Source organism: Heliomarina sp., assembly GCF_052826185.1.
Window position 1 is genome coordinate 430,285 of the sequence record NZ_JBRBUI010000017.1, and the last position, 23,452, is coordinate 453,736.

General features: G+C 58.4%; 28 protein-coding genes. 23 read left to right on the plus strand and 5 right to left on the minus strand.

Translation table 11 applies throughout. The features are described from left to right. Positions 1-290 precede the first annotated feature (290 nt). Positions 291-1,253, minus strand: coding sequence for a malate dehydrogenase (mdh, locus tag ACU0FH_RS07395; protein WP_446194023.1), 963 nt, complete (start codon positions 1,251-1,253; stop codon positions 291-293). A gap of 169 nt (positions 1,254-1,422) precedes the next feature. On the opposite strand from mdh, the gene ACU0FH_RS07400 reads away from it, so the two are divergent. Further along, positions 1,423-2,178 (plus strand): sulfite exporter TauE/SafE family protein, encoded by a 756-nt coding sequence (locus ACU0FH_RS07400; RefSeq protein ID WP_446194024.1) that lies wholly within the window; start codon positions 1,423-1,425, stop codon positions 2,176-2,178. A gap of 108 nt (positions 2,179-2,286) precedes the next feature. Here the strand turns inward: ACU0FH_RS07400 and ACU0FH_RS07405 are convergent, their stop codons facing one another. Continuing rightward, positions 2,287-2,604 (minus strand): hypothetical protein, encoded by a 318-nt coding sequence (locus ACU0FH_RS07405; RefSeq protein ID WP_238370990.1) that lies wholly within the window; start codon positions 2,602-2,604, stop codon positions 2,287-2,289. A gap of 336 nt (positions 2,605-2,940) precedes the next feature. On the opposite strand from ACU0FH_RS07405, the gene ACU0FH_RS07410 reads away from it, so the two are divergent. From ACU0FH_RS07410 to ACU0FH_RS07480, 15 genes are all read left to right on the plus strand, one after another. Beyond that, on the plus strand, positions 2,941-3,795 hold the full coding sequence (locus ACU0FH_RS07410; protein ID WP_446194025.1) for an HpcH/HpaI aldolase/citrate lyase family protein: 855 nt from the start codon (positions 2,941-2,943) through the stop codon (positions 3,793-3,795). Between the two features lie 51 nt (positions 3,796-3,846). Next, the gene (locus ACU0FH_RS07415) at positions 3,847-4,392 is read left to right on the plus strand and encodes an NnrU family protein (RefSeq protein WP_446194026.1); all 546 of its coding nucleotides are present in this window, start codon (positions 3,847-3,849) and stop codon (positions 4,390-4,392) included. Between the two features lie 20 nt (positions 4,393-4,412). Next, complete coding sequence (locus ACU0FH_RS07420) at positions 4,413-4,616, plus strand: DUF1737 domain-containing protein (protein ID WP_238370993.1); 204 nt, start codon at positions 4,413-4,415, stop codon at positions 4,614-4,616. Beyond that, entirely contained in the window at positions 4,616-5,647 is a 1,032-nt protein-coding gene (locus ACU0FH_RS07425) for a MaoC family dehydratase (RefSeq protein ID WP_446194027.1), read from the plus strand. The genes ACU0FH_RS07420 and ACU0FH_RS07425 overlap by 1 nt, the downstream gene beginning before the upstream one ends. Next, entirely contained in the window at positions 5,644-6,234 is a 591-nt protein-coding gene (locus ACU0FH_RS07430) for a histidine phosphatase family protein (RefSeq protein WP_446194028.1), read from the plus strand. Before ACU0FH_RS07425 ends, ACU0FH_RS07430 begins: the two co-directional genes overlap by 4 nt. A gap of 273 nt (positions 6,235-6,507) precedes the next feature. Continuing rightward, a complete protein-coding gene (sdhC, locus tag ACU0FH_RS07435; protein ID WP_446194029.1) occupies positions 6,508-6,897 on the plus strand; it encodes a succinate dehydrogenase, cytochrome b556 subunit in 390 nt (129 codons plus the stop codon). A gap of 10 nt (positions 6,898-6,907) precedes the next feature. After that, positions 6,908-7,279, plus strand: a complete 372-nt coding sequence (sdhD, locus tag ACU0FH_RS07440) for a succinate dehydrogenase, hydrophobic membrane anchor protein (RefSeq protein ID WP_088634076.1) — start codon at positions 6,908-6,910, stop codon at positions 7,277-7,279. A 10-nt stretch (positions 7,280-7,289) separates the two neighbouring features. Continuing rightward, on the plus strand, positions 7,290-9,095 hold the full coding sequence (gene sdhA / locus ACU0FH_RS07445) for a succinate dehydrogenase flavoprotein subunit (protein WP_446194030.1): 1,806 nt from the start codon (positions 7,290-7,292) through the stop codon (positions 9,093-9,095). Then, positions 9,095-9,376 carry a hypothetical protein gene (locus ACU0FH_RS07450; protein ID WP_446194031.1) on the plus strand — a complete coding sequence of 94 codons (282 nt, stop codon included), beginning with the start codon at positions 9,095-9,097 and terminating at the stop codon, positions 9,374-9,376. The genes sdhA and ACU0FH_RS07450 overlap by 1 nt, the downstream gene beginning before the upstream one ends. Before the next feature lie 3 nt (positions 9,377-9,379). After that, complete coding sequence (locus tag ACU0FH_RS07455) at positions 9,380-10,159, plus strand: succinate dehydrogenase iron-sulfur subunit (protein WP_238371000.1); 780 nt, start codon at positions 9,380-9,382, stop codon at positions 10,157-10,159. Continuing rightward, on the plus strand, positions 10,159-10,605 hold the full coding sequence (locus ACU0FH_RS07460; RefSeq protein ID WP_446194032.1) for a hypothetical protein: 447 nt from the start codon (positions 10,159-10,161) through the stop codon (positions 10,603-10,605). Before ACU0FH_RS07455 ends, ACU0FH_RS07460 begins: the two co-directional genes overlap by 1 nt. A gap of 116 nt (positions 10,606-10,721) precedes the next feature. Next, positions 10,722-10,865 (plus strand): hypothetical protein, encoded by a 144-nt coding sequence (locus ACU0FH_RS07465; RefSeq protein ID WP_446194033.1) that lies wholly within the window; start codon positions 10,722-10,724, stop codon positions 10,863-10,865. A gap of 43 nt (positions 10,866-10,908) precedes the next feature. After that, entirely contained in the window at positions 10,909-11,103 is a 195-nt protein-coding gene (locus ACU0FH_RS07470; RefSeq protein WP_446194034.1) for a hypothetical protein, read from the plus strand. A gap of 40 nt (positions 11,104-11,143) precedes the next feature. After that, positions 11,144-11,992 (plus strand): urea carboxylase-associated family protein, encoded by an 849-nt coding sequence (locus ACU0FH_RS07475; RefSeq protein WP_446194035.1) that lies wholly within the window; start codon positions 11,144-11,146, stop codon positions 11,990-11,992. A gap of 267 nt (positions 11,993-12,259) precedes the next feature. Then, the gene (locus tag ACU0FH_RS07480; protein WP_446194036.1) at positions 12,260-12,916 is read left to right on the plus strand and encodes a VPLPA-CTERM sorting domain-containing protein; all 657 of its coding nucleotides are present in this window, start codon (positions 12,260-12,262) and stop codon (positions 12,914-12,916) included. 49 nt (positions 12,917-12,965) lie between these two features. Here ACU0FH_RS07480 and deoD read toward each other — a convergent pair whose 3' ends face one another. The 3 genes from deoD to ACU0FH_RS07495 form a co-directional block, all read right to left on the minus strand. Further along, positions 12,966-13,670 (minus strand): purine-nucleoside phosphorylase, encoded by a 705-nt coding sequence (deoD, locus tag ACU0FH_RS07485; protein ID WP_446194037.1) that lies wholly within the window; start codon positions 13,668-13,670, stop codon positions 12,966-12,968. A 21-nt stretch (positions 13,671-13,691) separates the two neighbouring features. Next, the gene (locus tag ACU0FH_RS07490; protein ID WP_088634068.1) at positions 13,692-14,021 is read right to left on the minus strand and encodes an H-NS histone family protein; all 330 of its coding nucleotides are present in this window, start codon (positions 14,019-14,021) and stop codon (positions 13,692-13,694) included. A gap of 113 nt (positions 14,022-14,134) precedes the next feature. After that, the gene (locus ACU0FH_RS07495; RefSeq protein WP_446194038.1) at positions 14,135-16,099 is read right to left on the minus strand and encodes a protein meaA; all 1,965 of its coding nucleotides are present in this window, start codon (positions 16,097-16,099) and stop codon (positions 14,135-14,137) included. 357 nt (positions 16,100-16,456) lie between these two features. On the opposite strand from ACU0FH_RS07495, the gene ACU0FH_RS07500 reads away from it, so the two are divergent. From ACU0FH_RS07500 to ACU0FH_RS07530, 7 genes are all read left to right on the plus strand, one after another. Next, the gene (locus ACU0FH_RS07500; RefSeq protein ID WP_446194039.1) at positions 16,457-17,848 is read left to right on the plus strand and encodes a 1-acyl-sn-glycerol-3-phosphate acyltransferase; all 1,392 of its coding nucleotides are present in this window, start codon (positions 16,457-16,459) and stop codon (positions 17,846-17,848) included. Positions 17,849-17,983: 135 nt separating this feature from the next. Beyond that, on the plus strand, positions 17,984-19,270 hold the full coding sequence (ccrA, locus tag ACU0FH_RS07505; RefSeq protein ID WP_446194040.1) for a crotonyl-CoA carboxylase/reductase: 1,287 nt from the start codon (positions 17,984-17,986) through the stop codon (positions 19,268-19,270). 213 nt (positions 19,271-19,483) lie between these two features. Further along, entirely contained in the window at positions 19,484-19,699 is a 216-nt protein-coding gene (locus ACU0FH_RS07510) for a hypothetical protein (RefSeq protein WP_238371144.1), read from the plus strand. After that, entirely contained in the window at positions 19,638-20,357 is a 720-nt protein-coding gene (locus ACU0FH_RS07515) for a helix-turn-helix transcriptional regulator (RefSeq protein ID WP_446194041.1), read from the plus strand. The genes ACU0FH_RS07510 and ACU0FH_RS07515 overlap by 62 nt, the downstream gene beginning before the upstream one ends. Before the next feature lie 155 nt (positions 20,358-20,512). Further along, the gene (locus ACU0FH_RS07520; protein WP_446194042.1) at positions 20,513-21,151 is read left to right on the plus strand and encodes an acyl-homoserine-lactone synthase; all 639 of its coding nucleotides are present in this window, start codon (positions 20,513-20,515) and stop codon (positions 21,149-21,151) included. 48 nt (positions 21,152-21,199) lie between these two features. Beyond that, positions 21,200-22,726, plus strand: a complete 1,527-nt coding sequence (locus tag ACU0FH_RS07525) for an ATP-dependent DNA helicase (protein WP_446194043.1) — start codon at positions 21,200-21,202, stop codon at positions 22,724-22,726. Beyond that, on the plus strand, positions 22,723-23,451 hold the full coding sequence (locus ACU0FH_RS07530; RefSeq protein WP_446194044.1) for an SDR family oxidoreductase: 729 nt from the start codon (positions 22,723-22,725) through the stop codon (positions 23,449-23,451). Before ACU0FH_RS07525 ends, ACU0FH_RS07530 begins: the two co-directional genes overlap by 4 nt. Position 23,452 lies beyond the last annotated feature (1 nt).

Genomic DNA, 23,452 nt, shown 5'->3' on the forward strand with positions numbered 1-23,452 from the left:
GAAAGTCGTTCCCGTCTGCTTGCGTTTGCTCGGGGCTATACGCCCTGTCTTGATAACGGGTTAACCCAAAAATGGGGTGTGGCCACAGGTTTTGACAAAAAAAACGACATTTGTGATCACAGGCCAAAAAGCTGTGATCACAAACGGCGGCTGTGCGGGGGAATTAGGCGGAAAACGGCAAAGAGTCGTGCGCCGCTTTGGCGGCTTGACCCTTGTGAAAGGGCGTTGCGCCACGAAAAACGCCGCCCCGGATGGTCCGGAGCGGCGTAAAAGGTCGAAAATCGCCCCGATCAGGCGAGCGAGCTGTCGATTCCTTTGCAGGCTTCGACGAGGCCTTTCACCGCGTTGACCGAGTTGTCGAACATGGCCTGCTCGTCCTTGGTCATCTGGATGTCGATGACCTTTTCAACGCCACCGGCACCGATCACGGTCGGAACGCCGACATACATGCCCTTGAGACCGAGAGCGCCGTCCACATAGGCGGCGCAGGGCAGGACACGCTTCTGGTCCTTGAGATAGGCTTCGGCCATTTCGATGGCGGAGGTCGCGGGCGCGTAGAAGGCCGAGCCGGTTTTCAGCAGGCCGACGATCTCGGCGCCGCCGTCACGGGTGCGCTGGATGATGCTGTCGAGCTTGTCCTGCGTGGTCCAGCCCATGCTCACCAGATCGGGGAGCGGGATACCGGCAACGGTAGAATAGCGGGCCAGCGGCACCATGGTGTCGCCGTGACCGCCCAGAACGAAAGCGGTAACATCTTTCATCGACACGCCGAATTCGAGGCTGAGGAAGTGACGGAAGCGGGCCGAGTCGAGAACGCCTGCCATGCCGCAGACTTTCTCATGCGGAAGGCCGGAGAATTCGCGCAGCGCCCAGACCATCGCGTCGAGCGGGTTGGTGATGCAGATGACAAAGGCGTCGGGCGCGTGGTCGCGGATGCCTTCGCCCACGGATTTCATGACCTTGAGGTTGATGCCCAGCAGGTCGTCGCGGCTCATGCCCGGCTTTCGCGGCACACCGGCGGTGACGATGCAGACGTCGGCGCCCGCGATATCGGCGTAGGACTGCGTGCCCTTCAGCGATGCGTCGAACCCTTCGGACGGGCCGGATTCCGCGATGTCGAGCGCTTTGCCTTCGGGCGTGCCTTCGGCGATATCGAAAAGGATGACGTCGCCAAGTTCTTTGATCGCGGCGAGATGGGCGAGCGTGCCGCCGATCTGACCTGCCCCGATCAGGGCGATTTTGGGTCTGGCCATTGGAAAGTTCTCCGGTCCTTGTGAATTTGCGGGTTGCGTAGTGCGTAACACGCGGTTGTGCAAGAGTCCTGCACGTGTTCAGTGCAACTCCAAACGTCGCGGGACGGTCTGCCGGAAAGATTGACGATCGGTTAATCCCTAGGCAAACGAGGTGCTTAGGGGGTGGCCAATGCTTGAGTTGAACGGCGCTTTTTTCGCGGTGGCGGTGCCTGCGGTCTTGTTTGCGGGCATCTCCAAGGGCGGATTCGGATCCGGGGCAGCCTTTGCCTCTTCGACGATTCTGGCGCTTTTTCTGACGCCGGGACAGGCGCTTGGGGTCATGTTGCCGCTGTTGATGCTGATCGATGCGACGACGCTGCGGCCCTATTGGAAGACATGGAGCTGGCCGGATGCGCGGCTGTTGATCCTTGGTGCCGTGCCCGGAGTGGTTCTAGGCGCGTTGCTTTACAAGGTTGCCGAGCCGGACGTGTTCCGGGTGCTGATCGGGGGAATTTCGCTTGCCTTTGTCATTTGGCAGGCGGGGCAGCGCATGGGGCTGATCCGGGCCGGGGGCACCCGGCTGTCAGCCTGGGTTGGGGGGCTTGCCGGTCTGGTCGCGGGGTTCACCAGTTTCGTGAGCCATGCGGGCGGCCCGCCTGCCGCCGTCTACCTGTTGTCGCGGAAGCTCGACAAGACAAGCTTTCAGGGCACGACAGTGCTGGTCTTCTGGGTCATCAATATCGTGAAGTTCGTGCCCTACGCGTATCTGGGCCTGTTCACGGCCGAAACCGCGCTTGCCAATCTGGCGCTTGCGCCGGTCGCGATAGTGGGAGCTCTGGTCGGGGTAAAGGCGCACCGGATCGTGCCTGAAAGGCTCTTTTTCGGTCTGACCTATGTGCTGCTGGTCGTGACCGGTGTAAAGCTGATCTGGGAGGGGCTTACCTGAAAGTCCTCTTTTGGAAAGCCTGTGTGGAGTGAACTTTCAGCGTGGGGTGTCGTGTGGAGTTCCGCTGGCGACGCGCCAGAGCCGCGCCAGCCGGAAGGAAAGCCTGTTTCAGGCATCATTGCCTTTCGGGGGAAGCGCCTCGGCCAAAGCCTCGAATGACTGGCCGGAGGCGACGAGGCAGGTCACGCCGGCCGGGTTGGTCACGGTAATCGTCCACGTGCCGGTCTCGTCTGAGGCAAAAACTTCGACCACGGAACCGCGCGCGGCGAGTCCCATGCTTTGGCGGGTTTCGCCATACCCACCTGCAAGGCGGCCTACGACTACCTCACGCGGCGCGCAATTACGGGTTTGTTGCGCCTGGGCGGTTTCGGCCGCCGACGCCAAGGTGATGGCGGTGATCGCCAGCGGGAAGAATGCGTTTTTCATCTTCTATACCTATCCATGAGTCGTGCCGATCCGGACTGGCACGCCGGTCGCCCGGTGTGCCGGGCGGAAAAGCCCAGTTTGTATGCTTTTGAATCCGTTGCCTGTTCAAAGGGGGCAGGTCAGCCGATGCCGAGTTCCCGGATCCGATAAGAAAATCTAGGGCGAGTCGGGCTGAGAAATGGTTAATCGAGCGCCCGTTCTTTTGAATTCCGGCCGGCCAGACGCATTCAAATACGAAGAATTTGGTTCAATTGCTGCGTCGCGGCGCATTTCACCTTGAACTTTCCGTAAAAAAATGTCCCTTTCCACGCAATATTATGACCTTTGGAGGCCAGTATGGACCCGATGAACCGCCCCTATCGTTCCGTTCTTTATATTCCGGCGTCGAAAGAACGCGCGCTGGACAAGGCGCGGGGTCTGGCGGTGGACGCGATCATCTTCGATCTTGAGGACGCGGTGACACCCGAAGAAAAAGTCGCCTCGCGCGCGGTTCTGGCCAAGGCGATTGCAGACGGCGGCTATGGCAACCGGGCGCGGATCGTACGGATCAACGGGCTCGACACGCCGTGGGGCAAGGCCGATGCGGAAGCCGTACGTAAAATGGATGTCGACGCGGTTTTGTTGCCCAAGGTGAACAGTGCCGCCGATCTGGACGCTTTGGCGGAGATCACCGGCGATCTGCCGATCTGGGCAATGATGGAGACGCCGCGCGGGATGCTGCGTGCAGCCGAAATCGCCGCGCATCCGAAATTGCAGGGCATGGTGATGGGCACCAATGACCTTGCAAAGGAATTGCAGACGCGGTTCCGGGCCGACCGTGAACCGATGATTACGGCGCTGGGGCTTTGCCTGCTGGCGGCCAAGGCCGAAGGGCTGATCATCGTGGATGGCGTGTTCAACGCCTATCTCGACGAAAACGGGCTGGAAGAAGAATGTATCCAAGGCCGTGACATGGGCTTTGACGGCAAGACCCTGATCCATCCGGCGCAGGTCGATGTGACCAACCGGACCTTTGCGCCTTCGGAAGAAGAGGTCGACCTCGCTCGGCGTCAGATCTCGGCCTATGAGGAAACGCATAAATCGGGGCAGGGCGTTGCCGTGGTCGACGGAAGAATTGTCGAGAACCTGCACGTGGAAACCGCTCAAAAGACACTGGCCAAAGCCGAGGCTATTGCGGCGATGGCGCAATAAGGGCTATGTGAAATAGATTCACATTTTCCCAGCCGCTTTACGGAGTAAGCCATGCTCATCCTCATTCTCGGTGTCCTTCTCTGGGCGCTAGCACATCTGTTCAAGTTCATCGCGCCTGAGGCGCGGGCGCGCATGGGGGAAAAGGGCAAGGGTCCGGTTGCAATCGCGCTGCTCCTGTCGGTCGTGCTGATGGTGATTGGGTATCGCGCCGCGGATGGCGCGTTCTATTGGGGGCGCAGCCCGGCGATGACCGGCATCAACAACCTGCTGGTTCTGGTGGCGTTCTACCTTTTCGCGGCCTCGGGCATGAAAACGCGCGTTACGCGCCTGACGCGGCATCCGCAGCTCATCGGCTTTTCTCTCTGGTGCGTGGGGCATTTGCTGGTCAACGGGGATACGCCGTCCTTCGTTCTCTGGGGTGGGCTGCTCGTATGGGCAATTGTGACGATGGTCCTTATCAATCGCACCGAACCCGCGTGGACACCGCCGGCACCCGCACCGGTCCGCAAGGAAATCATGGCTGTCGTGGGCGGTGTGGTGGTCTTTGCCGTCGTCGCCGTGATCCACATGCTGCTTGGCTATAACCCTTTCGGGTGACCCGAAATCAGGAGATCTGAATGAAACTTTACCGCTTTCTCAGCGAAAACGACACGTCGGCCTTTTGCCACAAGGTTACTGACGCCTTGAACAAGGGGTGGGAGCTCTACGGCTCTCCGACCTATGCGCATGACGCGGCGACAGGGTCGATGCGTTGCGGTCAGGCGGTGACGAAAGAGGTGGACGGGACCTATACGCCGGACATCAAGCTGGGAGAGCAGTGATGGCCAAGACCAATTCGGGCCGTTTCTTTGAGGATTACCAGCTTGGTCAAGTGCTGACCCACGCGGTGCCGCGTACTGTTTCGGGAGGGGAGCGCGCTTTGTATCATGCGCTCTATCCGGCGCGGCATGCGCTTTATTCTTCGGATGAATTCGCCCGCGCCAGTGGTTTGGCGGCAAGCCCCATCGACGATCTGGCCGCGTTTCACGTCGTGTTCGGCAAGACCGTGCCGGATGTGTCGCTGAACGCGGTGGCGAACCTTGGCTATGCCGAAGGGCGCTGGCTGAAACCGGTTTGGGCGGGGGATACACTGCGCTCGGAATCCAAGGTAATCGGGCTCAAGCAGAACTCGAACGGCAACACCGGGGTGGTTTACGTGCGCTCTCGCGGTGTGAACCAGCGGGACGAGACCGTAATGGAATATGTTCGCTGGGTGATGGTGCGCAAGAACGATCTCGACGCGCCCGCGCCGGAGGCGGTCGTGCCGGAATTGAGCAAGGTGGTGGCGCCGGAGGATCTGGTGATTCCCGAGGGGCTGGATTTCAGCGGCTATGATTTTGCGCTGGCGGGTGAACCGCACCGTTGGGGCGATTACGAGATCGGCGAGCAAATCGATCATGTGGACGGGGTGACCATCGAGGAAGCCGAGCACATGATCGCCACACGGCTGTGGCAGAACACGGCCAAGGTGCATTTCGACGCGACCTTCCGGCCGGACGGGCAACGCCTGATCTATGGCGGGCACGTGATTTCGATGGCGCGGGCGCTGTCCTTTAACGGTCTGGCCAATGCGCAGATGATCGTAGGGCTGAACGGCGGCGCCCATGCCAACCCCTGTTTCGCGGGCGATACGGTCAAGGCGTGGTCCGAAGTTCTGGACAAGGCCGAGACAAGCGCGCCGGGTGTCGGTGCGATCCGGTTGCGGCTGGTCGCGACCAAGGGCGGAGAGCCGTTCAAGCTGAAAGGCGAGGATGGCAAGTACCTGCCCGAGGTGCTGCTTGATCTCGATTACTGGGCGTTGATGCCGCTGTGAGCAAAGGGTTCCGGGCGATCTATCTGAGCCACCCGGAAGTCGAAATCGACCCGGGGCGAGAGGTGACTGACTGGTCTCTTTCCGCCGTTGGTCTGGCGCGGGCCGAAGCGCTTGCCGCCCGGTTGCGGGGCTTGTCGGGCGCGCAGGTGGTGTCTAGCGCCGAGCGAAAGGCGCTGGAAACCGCCGCACCGCTGGCTGTTCGGAGCGGTAAGCCTGTTATCACGCGCCCGAACATGCACGAAAACGACCGCTCGTCGACAGGGTACCTCCCGCGCGAGGAATTCGAGCAGGTTGCGGATCAATTCTTTGCCCGGCCCGGAGAGTCTGTGCGCGGCTGGGAAACCGCCGAGGCGGCGCAGCAACGTATTCTGCGCGAAGTGGATGAGGTCGTGCGCGTGGTCCCGGAGGGGCCGCTTGTCTTTGTCGGACATGGGGCGGTGGGGACGCTTTTATGGTGCGCGCTGGCCGGGAAACCAATCAGCCGGAGCCATGATCAGAAGGGTGGCGGTAACTGGTACAGGTTCGATCCCGAAAACCGCGCGGTAAGGGCTATATGGGCGCCGATGGAGCAGTTGGATACGCTCTGATCGGTGGTGGTTTCGGGGAAAGGACAGGCGAGGTTTGAAACTGAACATCTTCCGTCATCCTGCGTAATTCTCAGATTTTCAGTAAGAATTTAGCGAGTCGCCTCGAAACCGGCGCAATTCGCTCTAGTGTGATCACACCGGAAAACTTCGTGATCACAAAATGTGGAAACATTGCCAGCCGCGCCAAAAAACCGCGCCTTTTATGGATGCAGCCGCGTGACACGGCGCAAAAATCCATTATTAACGGGGGCAGCCAACCTGAAAGGAGCCAAGATGGCCGATGTCAATCGGGGCAATCGCCCGCTGTCACCCTTTATGTTGGGGAAATACTACAGGCCTCAGCTCAACTCTGTCACTTCCATCCTGACCCGTATCACCGGAAATGCGATGATCGTAGCCGCGCTGATGATCGCCTGGTGGCTGATCGCCGCCGCCACGTCCGAGACCGCTTTTAATCGGGCTGACTGGTTCGTCACGTCGTTTATCGGCGATGTCATCATGTTCTTCTCGGTGCTGGGGCTTTGGTACCATTCGCTGGCGGGTCTCCGGCACCTGATCTGGGATCAGGGGCTGTGCCTTGAGATGGAAACCGCCGACAAGCTGGGCTGGGTGGTCATTGGCGGATCCGTTGTTCTCACGCTCTTGACCGTCATCATCGTTTAAGGAGGCCCAGATGCGTTATCTTACCGACCGCAAGCGCGCCGTTGGCCTTGGTTCGGCCAAATCCGGCACCGAACATCACTGGCACATGCAGATCAGCTCGATTGCGCTGATCATTCTGGTTCCGCTGTTCGTCTTTACCTTTGGCTCGGCGCTGGGCGGCACCTATGAAGAGGTCACCGCCTATTACAGCCGTCCGTTCCCCGCCATCGTCGCCGCGCTGACGATCTGGGTCGGGATGCTTCACTTTAAGTCCGGCGCCCAGATGGCGATCGAGGACTATGTTCACGGCTTCACGGGCCGCATTACGATCATCGCCGTTACCTGCGTGGCCTATGCCATCATCGCAGTGTCCGTCTATGCGCTGATCAAGCTCGCCCTGTAAGGAGACTAAAATGGCCGCATACGAATACGAGACGCATGAATATGACGTCGTAGTTGTCGGCGCCGGTGGCGCGGGCTTGCGTGCGACGCTTGGCATGGCCGAGCAGGGGCTGCGCACCGCCTGCGTGACCAAGGTTTTCCCGACGCGTTCGCACACGGTTGCGGCGCAGGGCGGGATCGCCGCTTCGCTGTCCAACATGGGTCCGGACAACTGGCAGTGGCACATGTATGACACCGTCAAGGGCTCGGACTGGCTGGGCGACACGGATGCGATGGAATACCTCGCCCGCGAAGCGCCCAAGGCGGTGTATGAACTGGAACATTACGGTGTGCCGTTCTCGCGTACCGAAGAAGGCAAAATCTACCAGCGCCCGTTCGGCGGCCACACCACCGAATTCGGCGAAGGCCCCCCGGTGCAACGGACCTGTGCGGCGGCAGACCGGACCGGCCACGCGATCCTGCACACGCTTTACGGCCAGAGCCTGAAGCAAAAAGCGGAATTCTACGTCGAGTATTTCGCCATCGACCTGATCATGTCCGAGGACGGGCAGTGTCAGGGCGTCGTCTGCTGGAAGCTCGACGATGGCACGATGCATGTCTTCAACGCCAAAATGGTTGTGCTGGCGACCGGCGGCTATGGCCGAGCCTATTTCAGCGCGACCTCGGCCCATACCTGCACAGGTGACGGTGGCGGCATGGTGGCGCGCGCCGGTCTTGCGCTGCAGGACATGGAGTTCGTGCAGTTCCACCCGACCGGCATCTACGGTTCGGGCTGCCTGATTACCGAAGGTGCTCGTGGCGAAGGCGGCTATCTGACCAACTCGGAAGGCGAGCGTTTCATGGAACGCTATGCGCCCACCTACAAGGATCTTGCGCCGCGCGATTATGTCTCGCGTTCGATGACGATGGAGATCCGCGAAGGCCGGGGCGTTGGCGAACATGGCGACCACATCCACCTGAACCTGAGCCACCTGCCTGCCGAAGCGCTGGCGGAACGGCTGCCGGGTATCTCGGAATCGGCCAAGATCTTTGCCGGTGTCGATGTGACCAAGGAACCGATCCCGGTTCTGCCCACCGTGCACTATAACATGGGCGGCATTCCAACCAACTACTGGGGCGAAGTGCTGAACCCGACCGAAAGTGACAAGAACGCCATTGTGCCGGGTCTGATGGCCGTAGGTGAGGCGGGATGTGCCAGCGTGCATGGCGCGAACCGTCTCGGCTCGAACTCGCTGATCGACCTTGTGGTGTTCGGCCGCGCGGCTGCGATACGGGCCGGTAAGGTCGTCGATCCATCGAGCAAGAACCCGGTGCTGAATCAGGCGAGCGTGGATGCGGCCTTTGATCGGTTCGATCATTTCCGCAACGCCGATGGCGCCGTGCCGACGGCAGAGCTGCGGCTTGAGATGCAGCGGACGATGCAGGCGGATGCGGCGGTGTTCCGGACCTCGAAAACGCTGTCCGAAGGCGTCGAGAAGATGGATGCCATCGCGGCGAAGCTGAACGATATCAAGGTCACGGACCGTAGCCTTGTCTGGAACTCGGACCTGATGGAAACGCTGGAGCTGACGAACCTGATGCCAAACGCGCTGGCGACCATCGCCGGGGCCGAGGCCCGCAAGGAAAGCCGCGGCGCCCATGCGCATGAGGATTTCACAGCCCGCGACGACGAAAACTGGCGGGTGCACACGATTGCGCATCTCGACGGCAAAAACGTCAAGCTGACCTACCGCGACGTGATCAAGGATCCGCTCAGCACCGAGGCCGAAGGCGGCATCTCGCTGAAAAAGATCGCACCCAAAGAAAGGACATTCTGATGAAGATCCAATCTCTGGTTCTTGATACAAAACGCGTTTCTCTTCTTGGCGCATTCGTGCTGGCTGGTATTGTTTCGGCCTGTGGCTCTTCGCCGGAAAGCGAAGCAAAAGCAGCCGCATTCCGTGCCTGCGTTGCCGAGGCGGGCATCAGCGGCCCGGTTACCACCAATCTGGTGAGGAACAGCGCTGGCGCCCTCTCGGCAGAGGTTGAAGCGTCGGACACGGTGACACAGGCTCAGGCGGATAAAGCCAACGCCTGCGTACGTGCGAAAGGTTTGTAGGACATGGTACAACTGACACTTCCCAAGAATTCGCGCATGAAAAAGGGCAAGACATGGCCCAAGCCTCAGGGCGCGACGAACGTGCGCAAGTTCGACATCTATCGCTGGTCGCCCGATGACGGGGAAAACCCGCGGGTCGACACCTATTTCCTTGATATGGACAAGTGCGGCCCGATGGTTCTGGACGCGCTCATCAAGATCAAGAACGAGATCGACCCGACGCTGACCTTCCGCCGGTCCTGCCGCGAAGGTATCTGCGGCTCCTGCGCGATGAACATCGACGGGATCAACACGCTGGCCTGTATCTACGGATTGGACGAGGTGAAAGGCGACGTAAAGATCTATCCGCTGCCGCATATGCCGGTGGTGCGCGACCTGATCCCGGACCTGACGCATTTCTATGCCCAGCACGCCAGCATCATGCCGTGGCTCGAAACAAAGACGAACCGCCCCGCGAAAGAGTGGCGGCAGTCCATCGAGGACCGTAAGAAGCTCGACGGGTTGTATGAATGCGTGATGTGCGCCTCGTGCTCGACCGCCTGCCCGAGCTACTGGTGGAATGGCGACCGTTTCCTTGGGCCAGCAGCGCTGCTGCACGCCTATCGCTGGATCATCGACAGCCGCGATGAGGCCACGGGCGAGCGTCTGGACGGGCTGGAAGACCCGTTCAAGCTGTATCGGTGCCACACGATCATGAACTGCGCCAAGACCTGCCCCAAAGGGCTGAACCCGGCCAAGGCCATCGCAGAGATCAAAAAGATGATGGTGGAGCGCGCCGTCTGATGTTGACGCGGGGAACGCTGGCAGGACTTTTGCTGGCGTTCTCCCTTTTTTCCGGTCCTGCTCTCGCGCAGGACTGGAGCTTTATCTCTCCGCTGACCGCACAGGTGCTGGATGTCCGGCCCGGCGACAGCGCCCCGATCCTGTTTTCGGATAATCCCGACCCCGGCGTCGCGGAAACCGCACTGATCTTTCATTACTTTGACAACCGCGACGGCGGCAACGCGACAATGCTGAATGTCGGGCTTTTCCGGCGTAAACCCGATGGATGGCATTTTACCGGCCCTGTCGAGGTTTTCGGCACCAGCCCGCGCGAGGCGAATTTCTACCCCGGTCAGGTGCGGCTCAAGACGACGATGCCGGGGCCAAATGATCCGCGCTGCTGCCCGACGCTAATAGTGGATTGGGTGGTCGATACAGACACCTTGCAGGTCTGGCGACTGAACTAACCTCGGGTAAGCTTTGCGCCAATTGCATGGCGTGTTTTCGGTATCATCGGAGGTCATTCGCACGCTGTAGGATTACATCGGGGGCAGGGAGGAAAATACGTCTAGGAGAGACTCCCATGCTGGAAGACCATCAGAACCAAACCCCCGCCCAACGTGCGCTCGCATTGCTTGAAGATACCTGGGGCTATTTCACCCCGGTCGAGAAAGCCGAGGCTGAAACACGCGAGCCTGACCTGTTCGATTACGCCGAAGTTGCCTGATCCAGGTTTTGCAATTCGGGCAGGAAAGGGGATAGGAAAGGACATGATCTATCCCATTATCTTTATCGTCGCCCTTGTTCTGATAATGATTTATTCGCGCCCCGAAACCCGCAGTTGCCGGTGGCGCATGGACAAGCGGCGCGACACGGAAGAGCAAAGTTTTTTCCGCTGCGTGGCCTGCGGTGCCGAAGTCATGAGCGACACGGGCAAACCGCCGCAAACCTGCATGAAAACGTGACGGGCTTGCGGTGCCGGCTGTTTCGACGCAACCTGCTGGCATGAATGATATACCTGATGATGCAGAGGCCCGCCGCGCGATTGCGCCGGTGATCTGTTACCCGACCGAGACCGTGCCGAAGCCCGACCTCGCGCTTTATATCGCGGCAAGGGCAGGGGCTGTGTCAACGGGCGAAGTTCTGGTGCCGCCGCGGGACGCGCGCTGCTTTCGGGTTCCTGCTGGGCACTTCTTTCGGATCTCTTCGGTGGAGGGGCCGCAGGTCGGCGATCTCAACCTCTGGAACGCGAATGACCTTTCGGAAAGGTTCTATTCCGGCAAGACCCGCGCGCTGCACGGCACGCATGTCAGCACCGGGGATCGTCTTTGGTCGAGCTTTCCGCACATGCGACCGATGGCGACGATCATCGAGGACACGCTGGACTGGTACGGTATCGATCAGTTCGGTGGTTCTGTTCATGATGTGATCGGAACGCGTTGCGACCCCTATACCGGCGTTCTGCTGTCCGGGAACTCTTATCATCACTGCTGCCATTCGAACCTGACGCGCAGTCTGTCGGCCTTTCTGGATATGCCCCCGGAGGTCGCAGAGACCCACGTGCACGATGTGCTGAACGTTTTCATGTGTACGGGGTTCACCCGGGATACTGGCCAGTACTTCATGAAAGCCAGCCCGGTGCGGCCCGGCGATTACCTGGAATTCTTTGCCGAGATCGATCTGATCGGATCGCTCAGCGCCTGTCCCGGCGGAGATTGCAGCGCGGAACATTCAAGCGACACCGCAGCGTGCCATCCTCTACATGTCGAGATATTTGCTCCGGCTGCCAATGACTTGGCTGGTTGGGAGCAACCTGCGCCAAGCGCCTATGAGGGCGGTCACGGAATCAGTTAGCGCCCACATTTGGTCTTAAAATCGGGTTCTGATTCAAATTTGCTTTGAATTGTTAGCTTCGCGAGGGCAGGGCCGAGCGGGGGCAAGAAAAAACTTATTACCCTATTTTTCGTCAACAGCTTGAAATCATTGTTTTTATTTTTCCCTCAGGGTTGTGTGAACGCTCTGTGCTATGTCTGAACGCGGGAAACTATTTTGAATTCAGGCAAAAATAAGGCAAGCTGCGCGTGCTTGTGACCTAATATTGTACGTTTTCGGAGTTTTAATATGATGAAGTTCAAAGTAACTCTAGCTGCCCTCCTGGCCACGACATTGTCGGCAGGCATGGCAAGCGCCGCAGTCGATACTTACGACTACACGGACGCGGCCGCTCTGGTCGACTTCGGTGGGTCGAGTTCGAACTCCAACTATTTCATCCCGCCCGGCAATTCGCCAACCGATAGCCCGTATTACCGGGGCTCAGGTGAGGACTGGGGCTGGATGCATGATGCCATTCCAGGGGCGAGTTCCTCTAGCGAAATCAAATTGAACGTCTCGAATTATGACGTTGATGACGCTTGCGGCAGTGGTCCCTGTGAAGTTGACAATATCTTCGGGTATGACGCTGCGGGTAATGGCGGAGCTGGTGAGTGGCTGCTGATCGGGGCGCTGACCGGTCAGGATAACGCCTATTCTTTCACCGAGTTTACCCTTGATACGGCACTCTACGACGATGTCGAGACCGGTCTGAAACTCTGGATGGACATCGACGTGCTGACCGCTGGCTGGATCGTGACCCTCGCCAAGTCGGTGATTACGACAGCGGGCGAAAGCCCGGGCAACCCGAACCCGGGAGCTCAAGTGCCTCTTCCGGCGGCAGGTTGGCTGATGCTGGCTGGTTTCGGCGGGTTGGCAGCGATGCGACGCCGCAAGTCGAAATCCTGATCGGCAATAAATGCTCGTGATGACAGCGACCCATTTGGGTCGCTGTTTTTTATTCAAACGCTGATTGCAGGGCGATCTCGACCATATCGCCAAAGCTGGTCTCACGCTGATCCGAGGGCAGCGCGTCACCGGTCAGAAGATGGTCGGAAACCGTAAGCACCGCCAAGGCGCGCCGTCCGTAGCGCGCTGCGAGCGTGTACAGCTCCGCCGCTTCCATTTCGACGCCGAGAATACCGTGGCGGGTCATTTCCTCATTCAAGTCCGGTCTCTCGTCGTAGAATGTGTCAGAAGAATAAATGCCGCCTACATGGGTGCGGGTGCCCTTGGCCTCGGCAGCCTTGGCTGCGGCTGACAGAAGGGACCAGTCAGCGCAGGGCGCGAACTGCAATTCGCGGAAGATTCCGCGTGACGGCGTGCTTATCGTGCTGGCCGTCATTGCAATAATGACATCGCGAACCTTCACCGAATTCTGCATAGCGCCGCAGGACCCGATCCTGATCAGGGTCTTAGCGTCATAGTCGCGGATGAGTTCATTTACGTAGATTGACAGGGAAGGCATTCCCATGCCGCTTCCCTGTATGGTGACGGGGTTCCCTTTCCAGGTGCCGGTATAACCCAGCATACCCCGCACATCATTTACCAGGCGCGCATCGTCAAGAAACGTGCTGGCTGCCCATTTGGCCCTGTAAGGATCGCCGGGCAACAGCACTGTCTGTGCAATATCGCCCGGTTGAGCGCCGATGTGTATCGTCATTTCGAAATCCGAATATTATTATCAGATTTCAAGGTCTTTCATGTCGACACCATTTGCAAGCGCATCATGGAACCATTGCGGCTTCCGGCCTAGTCCCGACCATGTCTGTTCGGCATCATCCGGGTTGCGGTATTTCGGCCCGGTTTTGGAACGTTTGCCTTTGCCGCGGCCTTTTTTGCCAGCCGCTTCGGCGAGTTCCGAAAGGGAATAGCCGTATTGAGCTGCCACATCCTGGGCTGCTTTCAGTGCCTCTTTGCGTTCGCGCTCTTCAACAAGCGTCAATTCCTTCTCGACATCATCGCGCAATTTCAAAAGTTCCTTGCGCGACATCGTCGTTAGATCAATAGCCATGTAACCATCCTTAACTCTGTATTGACGCTAATTGGCGTCAATACTTGACACATATGACGTTAATATAACGTTCAATCGCGGGATACACGTCTTTTTTTACGATCTAAGAAATATTATGCCGCAATTAACGAATGGTTAACCAAGCCAACAATATCCATCATGATTGTATTCAGCTCGAAATTCTTGGGCGTATAAACTTTTGAAACTCCCATTTTGATAAGTTTCTCGGCATCCTCATCGGGGATAATGCCGCCCACGATCACAGGAATGTGGCTCATTTGTTTGGCTTTGAGCCGCTCAATTACATCCTCAACCAAAGGAAGATGGCTTCCTGACAGAATTGATAAGCCAATTACGTGCGCATCCTGAGTTGACGCAGCGTCAACTATTTCCTCCGGCGTCATTCTGATGCCGTCATAGGTGATATCCATGCCACTGTCGCGGGCTCGAACGGCGATTTGCTCGGCGCCGTTTGAATGTCCGTCGAGGCCGGGTTTACCCACAAGAAATTTGAGGCGGCGCCCGAGCGTGTCGCTGATCGCATCCACGGCCGCGCGGATTTCATCCAGCCCTTCGGTCTTGTTGGAGGGCGACGCAGAGACCCCAGTGGGTCCGCGGTAGGTGCCAAAGGCCCGGCGCATCTCTTCCGCCCATTCGCCAGTGGTAACGCCAGCTTTGGCTGCGATAATAGAGGGTTCCATGATATTCGCGCCAGATTTCGCAGCCGCCCTGAGGCCTTCAAGAGCGCTCTTCACAGCGTTCTCGTCACGGGTTTCACGCCAATCATTCAGCCGATCGATCTGGTCCTGTTCGGTAGCTGGATCGACGGTCATGATCCCGCCGTCCTCGCTCATGAGCGGGGAAGGCTCGCTTGTGGTGAACTTGTTGACGCCAACGACCGTTGTCATGCCGGATTCGATCCGGTTCAGCCGGTCCGAGTTGGAGTCGACGAGACGCGATTTCATGTATTCGATCGAGGAGATCGCGCCGCCCATGCCTTCGAGATTGTCCAATTCAGCACGAGCGTTCTTCTTCAATTCGGCAACTTTCGCGTCAATTGCGGGGTTATTGTCGAATAAATCGTCGTATTCGAGAAGATCTGTCTCATAGGCGAGAATTTGCTGCATTCGCATAGACCACTGCTGGTCCCAAGGACGCGGCAGACCTAATGCTTCGTTCCACGCTGGCAATTGCACCGCGCGGGCGCGCGCGTTTTTGGACAATGTCACCGCAAGCATTTCGATCAGTATTCGATAGACGTTGTTTTCTGGTTGTTGTTCCGTCAACCCGAGCGAATTAACTTGAACCCCATATCGGAATCGCCGCAGTTTGGGATTCGTGACGCCATATCGCGTCAGGCAGATTTCATCCCAGAGGTCCACGAAAGCTCGCATCTTGCACATTTCGGTGACGAACCGAATCCCGGCATTCACGAAAAACGAAATGCGCCCGACAACCGTAGGGAAATCTTCTTCGGGAACGATTTCCCTCATTCCGTCAAGAACGGCCTGTGCGGTGGCCAGCGCAAAGGCCAATTCCTGCTCCGGCGTCGCGCCCGCCTCTTGCAGATGATAAGAACAAACGTTCATCGGATTCCATTTCGGAACATTCCGATAACAATAGGCCGCGACATCGGTGATCAGTTTCAGCGACGGTTTCGGCGGGCATATGTAAGTGCCGCGCGACAGATATTCCTTGATGATATCGTTCTGCACGGTTCCCTGCAGCTTGGAGATATCCGCGCCTTGTTCCTCTGCCACGGCAATATACAGCGCCAGCAGCCACGGGGCGGTGGCATTGATTGTCATCGAGGTGTTCATTTGTTCCAGAGGAATGGAATCGAAAAGCGTGCGCATGTCGCCGAGATGAGCGACGGGAACGCCCACTTTACCCACTTCGCCCCGAGCAAGAACATGATCGCTGTCATAGCCCGTCTGCGTCGGAAGGTCGAAAGCAACTGACAGGCCGGTCTGTCCCTTTGCGAGATTGCCGCGGTAAAGGGCGTTCGATGCTTTGGCGGTGGAGTGGCCCGCATAAGTCCGGATCAGCCAAGGACGGTCTTTTTCAGTCTGGGTCATGAAGTGCCTCGCGAGTCGGGTGAGTAATAATGTTGCGTCAAAACCGTCTAAACAGAAATTTTCGACTTATGTCAATTCGCCGCGCTGCGGCATCCCGTCGATTGGTTCGACTTCAAAAGCTGTGCTGGAAGATAGGGCGCCGGGTGGAGACTGCAAAAATGAATCCGCAGTATTGATTGAAATTGGCAAGTGTATTCCTGCGTTAGTTAAATTTCCTCGCACCGGCTCGTCGAAATTCCTGATTGCCTGCCTTTTGGCCCTTGGGCGCGTGTCGCAACGGCATCTGACGCCCGGCTAATCCGTTTCCTTAAACTAAAACCTGTTTACCGATGCGAAGGGGAACGGCAAGAATTTCCTATGTCTACCACCGTCAGTCTGCCGCTTTGGCTGTTCATCCTGATCCTGCTCTTTGCGGCGGTGACGTTTGCATCGCATTTTCTGTTTCCCTCGGTGCGCTGGTTTTTCCGGTTGCGACTGGAAAGAGCGGTGGCGCGTTTGAACCAACGGCTGGAAAGACCGATCCAGCCATTCAAGCTCGCACGCCGCTATGACATGATTCAGCGCCTGACTTACGATCCCGATGTATTGCGGGCGGTCACGGCCCATGCGGCAGAAGAGGGCATTCCCGAGAATGTTGCCGCTGAAAAGGCCCGCAGATATGCGCGTGAAATCGTGCCAGCCTTTTCAGCAACAGCCTATTTCGGCTTTGCGATCCGCGCGGCGCGCTGGCTGAGCAACGCTCTGTTTCACGTCCGCCTGGGCCATTACAATGCCGGCCCTCTTGGGGATATCGACCCGGATGCGACGGTGGTTTTTGTGATGAACCATCGCTCGAACATGGATTATGTGCTGGTGACATACCTTGCGGCCGAGCGGTCGGCGCTGTCCTACGCGGTCGGGGAATGGGCGCGGATCTGGCCGCTTTCCTGGCTTATCCGGGCGATGGGGGCGTATTTTATTCGCCGCGCTTCCAGCAATGATCTCTATCGGATGGTTCTGGCCCGCTATGTACAGCTTGCAACGTCGGCGGGCGTGACACAGGCGATGTTCCCGGAGGGCGGGCTTTCGCGAACCGGTGCGCTGTCCTCGCCAAAGCTTGGGTTGCTCAAGTATATCACCGATGGCTTCGGACCCGAGAGCAGGGACGTGGTTTTTGTCCCCGTCTCGCTGAATTACGACCGTGTTCTGGAAGACCGGACCCTTATCGCGGCGGCAAATCGCAAGGGGCACCGGTTCCGCGCCGGTCTTTGGGTGGCGATGCGGAACGTGCTCCGGCAAGTCTGGCTGCGGTTGACCGGGCGGTATCGCCGTTTCGGTTCGGCGGCGGTCAGTTTCGGGGAACCTCTGTCGTTGCGCAGTTTTTCAGGCGAGGCGGAATTGATCGACCTTGAAGAGCTGGCAGATGAGTTGATGCAAAGGATCGGTGCCATCGTCCCGGTTCTACCGGTGCCGCTGATCTGCTGGATCATCCGGGAAAAGGGCAGCATCACCCGGCCCGGGCTCGAAATCGCAATGGGTGATGTCGCGCGCGTTCTCGGACGGTCGAACCTTCATCTGCCCCGGGACAGTCGCGGCTACGCGGCCGAAGCCGGCCTCGACAACCTAACCCGGCGCAAAATTCTGACCCTGGACGATAACGGGAAGTACAGTGTGCGCGCCGGACAAGAGGATCTGTTGCAGTTTTACGCGAACTCCATCGGTCATCTCATGCCTTTGGAAGCTCTCGATTATTCTGCGGGCGCAAAGTAAATTTCTGCATCCGCTGGGTCATAAAGTTTCAATATCTGGCGCAAACATATTGCAATATTGCGTGGTAGATCATATTCGACTGTGAGACGCCGCCGATTCCGCATCGCGGCAAGCTCGATATGTACGGAGGACGACATGGCATTGGATACCCACGCCGATATCGCGCCCTATGAAGCGCCAGAAAAAGACCTGTACGAAATGGGTGAAATCCCTCCGCTCGGCTATGTCCCCAAGCAGATGTACGCTTGGGCGATCCGCAAAGAGCGGCACGGCGAGCCGGATACGGCCATGCTGGAAGAAGTCGTGGACGTACCGCAGCTCGACAGCCACGATGTGCTCGTGCTCGTGATGGCCGCCGGCGTGAACTATAACGGCGTCTGGGCGGCGCTCGGCAAGCCGATCAGCCCCTTTGACGGCCACAAGCAGCCCTTTCATATCGCGGGTTCCGATGCCTCGGGCATCGTCTGGGCCGTGGGCGACAAGGTTACGCGCTGGAAGGTTGGCGACGAGGTTGTCATCCATTGCAATCAGGACGACGGCGATGACGAGGAATGCAACGGCGGCGATCCGATGTATTCGCCCAGCCAGCGGATCTGGGGCTATGAAACACCGGACGGTTCCTTTGCCCAGTTCACCCGTGTGCAGTCACAGCAGCTTATGCCGCGTCCCAAGCATCTGACATGGGAAGAGTCGGCCTGCTACACGCTGACCCTGGCCACCGCCTATCGTATGCTCTTTGGTCATGAGCCGCACGATCTCAAGCCCGGTCAGAATGTTCTGGTCTGGGGCGCGTCAGGTGGTCTTGGCTCTTACGCGATCCAGCTGATCAACACGGCGGGTGCCAACGCCATTGGCGTGATCTCGGATGAATCCAAGCGCCAGTTCGTGCTGGATATCGGTGCCAAGGGTGTCATCAACCGCAAGGATTTCAACTGCTGGGGTCAGCTTCCCACGGTGAACACGCCCGAATATGCAGAGTGGTTCAAGGAAGCGCGCCGTTTCGGAAAGGCGATCTGGGACATCACCGGCAAGGGCATCAATGTCGACATGGTGTTCGAGCATCCGGGCGAAGCCACCTTCCCCGTGTCCACCTTCGTGGTGAAAAAAGGCGGTATGGTCGTGATCTGCGCCGGTACCTCGGGGTTCAACCTGACATTCGACGTGCGCTACATGTGGATGCACCAGAAACGCCTGCAGGGCAGCCACTTTGCGCATCTCAAGCAGGCGAGCGCGGCCAACAAGCTGATGCTCGAGCGTCGCCTAGATCCCTGTATGTCCGAAGTCTTTACCTGGGCGGACCTGCCGCAGGCGCATATGAAGATGATGCGCAACGAGCATAAACCGGGGAACATGTCTGTTCTGGTCCAGTCACCAAGGACAGGTCTGCGCACTTTGGAAGAGGTTCTTGACCACAAGTCCTGATTCCAGCCCGACAAAGAACAATCCATGCGCCCGCCGGATCCCCGTGATTCGCGGGCGCAACTTTGTCAAGAGAACACGCACAAGTTGCATCAACGGTTTATAAATCCGGACCTCGCTATTTATGGGGAACTGGAATCGGCGAATTTTCTGAGAAATTTGGAAGTGCTATATTCAGTTTAATCTTTTGTTAACTCCCCAAAGGCGAGGTTGAAGATGCAGAATGAATGGATACTCGACGTACTGGCGGACCTCAAAACATTTGCGGTAGCGAACGAATTGGCGGCTCTGGCTGAACAGCTTGACGACACGACAATGATTGCCGCGTCCGAACTGGCGTCGAAGGAAAAAGAGACGCGCGTACACATCAATGGTGAACCGAGCCGAATTGGACCAGATTCTCGCCGGTCTGGAGAAAACAGAAGAGCTTGAGGGGCTGCAGAAAGCCATCGTCTCGCTCCGACGGGTCTTTGGCATCGATCATATGGTTTATCACTGGGTCGACAGCGCCGGAGAGCAGTATGGGTGCGGGACCTATCCACTCAAATGGATCGACCACTATGCGGAGAAGAATTATCTCAGGGTCGATCCGGTTATCATCGGGTGTTACCAGCGCTTTCACCCGGTCGACTGGAAGAGGCTCGACTGGTCTTCGAAACAGGCAAGGCAATTTTTCGCGGACGCGCAAACTTTCGGAGTAGGCAATCAGGGGTACTCGATACCTGTAAGGGGGCCACAGGGGCAATTTGCGCTCTTTACGGCAAGCCATACCTGCGATGACGGGACCTGGGCGGAATTTATCGAGCAGAACGGGCGAGATCTTATTCTGATCGCGCATTACTTTAACCGGAAGGCACTTGAATTCGAAGCGGACAGGAGGTTGGAGCAGTCACGTGCCTTGTCGCCGCGGGAAATCGACGCGATGACATTGCTGGCCATGGGGTACAGCCGACCGCAGGTGGCGCATGCGCTCTCGATTTCGGAACACACGCTGCGGGTCTACATCGAAAGCGCCCGTTTCAAACTTGGGGCAATGAACACCACTCACGCCGTAGCAAGGGCCATTGGTTGCGGACTTATTGTCGTCTGAATTCTTTGGCTAGTTCATCAACCGGATCCGCCGATGTTATACGTCGGCGGATTTGAAAAGGCGCATGATTAACAAAACGCACGTTTCGGCCAGCGGGCATTAACCAAGGTTTCGTTACCCTTTCGGCATCGGACAGCCAGACAGGGGACTTAACAATGCTGCGCTATGTTTACGGACATGATCTTCACAAGTACCAGAAACTTGCTCACAGCATGTTTCAGGACCGTGCGGACCAGTTTCGCACGCGCCTTGAATGGGATGTGGATGTGGATGAGCAGGGTGAGGAACGCGACGGTTACGACGAGCTGAACCCGCTTTATGTTATCTGGGAAAACGCAAACGGTCGTCACGGCGGATCGATGCGCTTTCTGCCGACAACCGGCCGGGTGATGGCCAATGAAGTTTTCGGACACCTGACAGGCGGTAGCACGATTTCGAGCCCGTTGATATGGGAATGCACGCGATTTTGCCTGTCCCGTGACGCCGAACCGCGGGTTGCTGCAGCCCTGATGCTTGCCGGCGGCGAGATCATGAGCCGCTTTGGGATCAAGCATTTCCTCGGCGTTTTTGATCTGCGGATGGAGCGGATCTATAGGGTGATCGGGGCATCGCCTGAAATTCTCGGGTCCGAGGGGACTGGCCGCAACAAGGTCAGCCTTGGCCTCTGGTCTTTCAGTCAGGATGCAAAGTTACGCGTCGCCCGTCGTGCGGGGATATCCTGCGATCTCTCGCGGCTTTGGTTCGACCGGTCGTTCGGCATGGCGCACACGGATCAAATTCGCATGACGGCATAATCATTTTGGCATCTGGGCATTGGTCAGGCGCGACTGTAGGGTCGCGCCATGACTCTGACGCCCGTACAATTTTCCGAAGATCAGGCAAGCGCCTTTGACAGTGTTGCCGCCATGCTGCGCGAAGCGGGGGTCGATCTCGACGACAACCTGCTGAAACCGCCCGTCGGTTCGGGCAAGGGCGTGCTTGCCGTGATCGGCAAGGCCGGATCGGGCAAAACGCTTTTGCTGGCAGAGCTGTACAAAGCGCTTGAACAGGCGGGGGTCGAGATCGTTTCCGGCGATTACGAAAGCCGTAAACGCAAGGACAAACGGTCGCTGGCCATCCTTGCCCCGACCAACAAGGCGGCCAGTGTTTTGCGGCTGCGAGGGGTTCCTGCCACCACGATCCACCGCATTCTTTATACGCCGGTCTACGATCCGGAATATGAGCGCATCGCCGAATGGCTGGCGGGTGAGGGTGAGCGCCCCGACATCGACGACATGAGCGAAGAGGCGTTGGATCGCGCGGCCGCGTTCTATGCCAACAACAAATCGATCCCCGGCGCGCTGGCCGCTGCCGGTCTGCGCGGATCGGATTTCATCACGGGCTGGAAACGGCGGGAAGAACCGCTTGATATCGGGTTCGTCGATGAAGCTTCGATGCTGGACGACCGGCAATTTAACGACCTTCAGGAAATCTTTCCCAACCTTCTCCTCTTTGGCGATCCGGCCCAGCTGGCGCCGGTGAACCAGTCGGGCGCGATGGTTTTTGACGGGTTGCCGGAGCCGCGCAAACTCGAGCTAAGCCGCGTGCATCGGCAAGAAGCCGACAACCCGATCCTTGATCTGGCCCATGCGCTGGCCGACCCGCATATGGAATTTCACGATTTCGAACGCATGGTCGAGGATCTGGCCAAGAGCGATGAGCGGGTCGTCTGGGGCCAACGGGTCGAGGTTGACCTTATGGCGCGCAGCCCTGTTCTGGTCTGGCGAAATGCCACGCGGATCCGGCTGATCAATGCATTTCGCACGGTGTACCAGGCGCCGGAGGACGCGCTTTTGGCGGGCGAGCCGCTGATCTGCGACGGGCTGGAACTGCCGTTGAAACATCGCAAGAAGCGCCTCGACCTCGAGGCGCGGGGTCTCATCAAGGGCGCGCAGGTAGTGTATTTGGGGCCCGGTCGCAAACCCGGATTTTCGCGGCTGCACGTGATGGGGGCCGAAGATCCGCAGATCAGCGCGGCCTCCATCGTGAAGATTGAAAAGCCGGACGAGGAGGAGCCGTTTATTCCCTTCGCCGCGGGGATGGGCGCGACTTTCCTTCATGGCGCAGCCTGCACCATTCACAAGGCGCAGGGGTCGCAATGGGACACGGTGCAGGTCTTTGCGCCGGACCTTTTTGTCGCCGCCCGGATGGGCCGAATGGAGGCGGGCCAACCGCTGTGGAAAAGGCTCGCCTATGTCGCGATCACGCGGGCGCAGGAAAGACTGATCTGGGTCGTGCGCAATCGCCTGTCCAAACCGCAACATGAGTTGAGGGTCGATGACCTGCGCGCGCCCGCTGTAGCGCTGACGCTTGAAGGAGAAGAAACATGAAATCCATCCTGATCACCGGGGCGAGTTCGGGCATTGGCCGGGCCACGGCAGAGCTTTTCCTGAGCGAAGGCTGGCGCGTTGGCATTCTGGCGCGGCGTGGCGACCTGCTGGAAGAGATCGCGGCGAAATATGAGAACGCCGTGCCCCTGATCGCGGATGTGACCGATATGGACGCGCTGCAGGCTGCCTTCGACAGCTTTGTCGGCAAGGCCGGAAGGCTCGATGTCCTGTTCAACAACGCGGGCATGTTCACGCCCGCCGGTCCCATTGATGAAATCCCGATCGAGCACTGGTTCGATTCCGTGGCGGTGAACCTGAACGGCATGTTCCTTGCAGCTCGCTTCGCTTTTTCCATCATGCGCGGACAGAATCCGCAGGGCGGGCGGATCATCAATAACGGATCGATTTCCGCCCATGTGCCCCGTCCGGGATCTGTCACCTATACGACCACCAAGCACGCGATCACCGGTCTCACCAAATCGCTGTCGCTGGACGGCCGCCCCTATGACATCGCCTGCGGTCAGATCGATATTGGCAATGCCGAAACTCCGATGGTGGCAAACCTCAAGTCCAAGGCGCTGGCCGAAGGGATCGATGTGCCGCCAACGATGGAAGTCAATGATGCAGCCCGTTCGGTGCTGCATATGGCAGATTTGCCGCTCAGCGCGAATGTTCAGTTCATGACGGTGATGGCGACCAAGATGCCCTATATCGGGCGGGGATAAC

Coding starts and splice junctions, on each gene's coding strand:
- mdh (WP_446194023.1), bottom strand. CDS start 1,253: ATGGCCAGACCCAAAATCGCCCTGATCGGGGCAGGTCAGATCGGCGGC.
- ACU0FH_RS07400 (WP_446194024.1), top strand. CDS start 1,423: ATGCTTGAGTTGAACGGCGCTTTTTTCGCGGTGGCGGTGCCTGCGGTC.
- ACU0FH_RS07405 (WP_238370990.1), bottom strand. CDS start 2,604: ATGAAAAACGCATTCTTCCCGCTGGCGATCACCGCCATCACCTTGGCG.
- ACU0FH_RS07410 (WP_446194025.1), top strand. CDS start 2,941: ATGGACCCGATGAACCGCCCCTATCGTTCCGTTCTTTATATTCCGGCG.
- ACU0FH_RS07415 (WP_446194026.1), top strand. CDS start 3,847: ATGCTCATCCTCATTCTCGGTGTCCTTCTCTGGGCGCTAGCACATCTG.
- ACU0FH_RS07420 (WP_238370993.1), top strand. CDS start 4,413: ATGAAACTTTACCGCTTTCTCAGCGAAAACGACACGTCGGCCTTTTGC.
- ACU0FH_RS07425 (WP_446194027.1), top strand. CDS start 4,616: ATGGCCAAGACCAATTCGGGCCGTTTCTTTGAGGATTACCAGCTTGGT.
- sdhC (WP_446194029.1), top strand. CDS start 6,508: ATGGCCGATGTCAATCGGGGCAATCGCCCGCTGTCACCCTTTATGTTG.
- sdhD (WP_088634076.1), top strand. CDS start 6,908: ATGCGTTATCTTACCGACCGCAAGCGCGCCGTTGGCCTTGGTTCGGCC.
- sdhA (WP_446194030.1), top strand. CDS start 7,290: ATGGCCGCATACGAATACGAGACGCATGAATATGACGTCGTAGTTGTC.
- ACU0FH_RS07450 (WP_446194031.1), top strand. CDS start 9,095: ATGAAGATCCAATCTCTGGTTCTTGATACAAAACGCGTTTCTCTTCTT.
- ACU0FH_RS07455 (WP_238371000.1), top strand. CDS start 9,380: ATGGTACAACTGACACTTCCCAAGAATTCGCGCATGAAAAAGGGCAAG.
- ACU0FH_RS07460 (WP_446194032.1), top strand. CDS start 10,159: ATGTTGACGCGGGGAACGCTGGCAGGACTTTTGCTGGCGTTCTCCCTT.
- ACU0FH_RS07465 (WP_446194033.1), top strand. CDS start 10,722: ATGCTGGAAGACCATCAGAACCAAACCCCCGCCCAACGTGCGCTCGCA.
- ACU0FH_RS07470 (WP_446194034.1), top strand. CDS start 10,909: ATGATCTATCCCATTATCTTTATCGTCGCCCTTGTTCTGATAATGATT.
- ACU0FH_RS07475 (WP_446194035.1), top strand. CDS start 11,144: ATGAATGATATACCTGATGATGCAGAGGCCCGCCGCGCGATTGCGCCG.
- ACU0FH_RS07480 (WP_446194036.1), top strand. CDS start 12,260: ATGATGAAGTTCAAAGTAACTCTAGCTGCCCTCCTGGCCACGACATTG.
- deoD (WP_446194037.1), bottom strand. CDS start 13,670: ATGACGATACACATCGGCGCTCAACCGGGCGATATTGCACAGACAGTG.
- ACU0FH_RS07490 (WP_088634068.1), bottom strand. CDS start 14,021: ATGGCTATTGATCTAACGACGATGTCGCGCAAGGAACTTTTGAAATTG.
- ACU0FH_RS07495 (WP_446194038.1), bottom strand. CDS start 16,099: ATGACCCAGACTGAAAAAGACCGTCCTTGGCTGATCCGGACTTATGCG.
- ACU0FH_RS07500 (WP_446194039.1), top strand. CDS start 16,457: ATGTCTACCACCGTCAGTCTGCCGCTTTGGCTGTTCATCCTGATCCTG.
- ccrA (WP_446194040.1), top strand. CDS start 17,984: ATGGCATTGGATACCCACGCCGATATCGCGCCCTATGAAGCGCCAGAA.
- ACU0FH_RS07510 (WP_238371144.1), top strand. CDS start 19,484: ATGCAGAATGAATGGATACTCGACGTACTGGCGGACCTCAAAACATTT.
- ACU0FH_RS07515 (WP_446194041.1), top strand. CDS start 19,638: ATGGTGAACCGAGCCGAATTGGACCAGATTCTCGCCGGTCTGGAGAAA.
- ACU0FH_RS07520 (WP_446194042.1), top strand. CDS start 20,513: ATGCTGCGCTATGTTTACGGACATGATCTTCACAAGTACCAGAAACTT.
- ACU0FH_RS07525 (WP_446194043.1), top strand. CDS start 21,200: ATGACTCTGACGCCCGTACAATTTTCCGAAGATCAGGCAAGCGCCTTT.
- ACU0FH_RS07530 (WP_446194044.1), top strand. CDS start 22,723: ATGAAATCCATCCTGATCACCGGGGCGAGTTCGGGCATTGGCCGGGCC.